This is a genomic window from Arthrobacter sp. 08Y14, assembly GCF_002929455.1.
In the GTDB taxonomy this organism is placed as follows: Bacteria; Actinomycetota; Actinomycetes; order Actinomycetales; family Micrococcaceae; genus Arthrobacter_B; species Arthrobacter_B sunyaminii.
Window position 1 is genome coordinate 1 of sequence record NZ_PJIX01000017.1, and the last position, 858, is coordinate 858.

Genomic DNA, 858 nt, shown 5'->3' on the forward strand with positions numbered 1-858 from the left:
TTTTCCTGACCTGTTTCCTCTGCCAGATGGCCCACGCCACAATGGCAATTGCCGCGGATGAGGAGGCGCAAACCCCCTCCCTCCACACCTATTGGCTTCCCCTGGGCGGCATCACGGACGCCCACGGCGTGCCGGTCGGCCAGTACACCACCCTGCCCCTGGACTACGGGCAGAGCATCTACGTCACCCGGCAGATCCGCGGCCTGATTATGCGGTTCGCCTGGATGATCTACACGGTCAGCGTTTACGCCATCCTCGCGCTGTGCAATTTCATCTTGTCCCTGGGGTGGGTGGACTGGATCCTGTCTCCGTTCATCCTGCTGGCCAACACGATCCAGGGGCTGATGGATCAAACCGGAATCGTCGGCCTGGGCATCTTCATCGCCGCCCTGACAATCTCCTGGGGACTGCTGCGCGGAAAGATGGGCGCAGCCATCCTGGAAATTGCCATCGTCGCCGTATTCGTCGGCCTGGTCTCCAGCCCCATTGCCAACCCGTCCGATCAGATCAAGTCCTGGATCGGCACCTCATCTGACTACGGCACCGAAGCCGGTTCGGCGGCAGTGTCCGGGACCGAGGAAGGCGCCGAAGCATCCGCCAACCCGGTGTCGGGGCAAATAGTTGATATAGCCGTCCGTACCCCGGCGCTGATGCTCTCGTTCGGTTCCAACCTGGAAGGGGACAGCTGCTCCAGCACCTGGGACGACAAAGCCAAAGCGGGGGAGGACGCCGAGGGGCTGCGTAAAGCGGTGCTGGGGTGCAACGGCGACCTGAAAAAGGCCAACGAAACTGACGGGTTCGACATTTTCGCCTTCCTGGTCATGTTCTCGATTTCCACCGGCGGACTGCTGGCCCTGG

General features: G+C 62.0%; 1 protein-coding gene. It reads left to right on the forward strand.

The annotated features are described in order from the left end of the window. Window positions 1-26: 26 nt before the first annotated feature. Window positions 27-858, forward strand: an 832-nt coding sequence (locus CXR03_RS17715) for a hypothetical protein (protein WP_146070556.1), incomplete at its 3' end; no start/stop codon positions are given.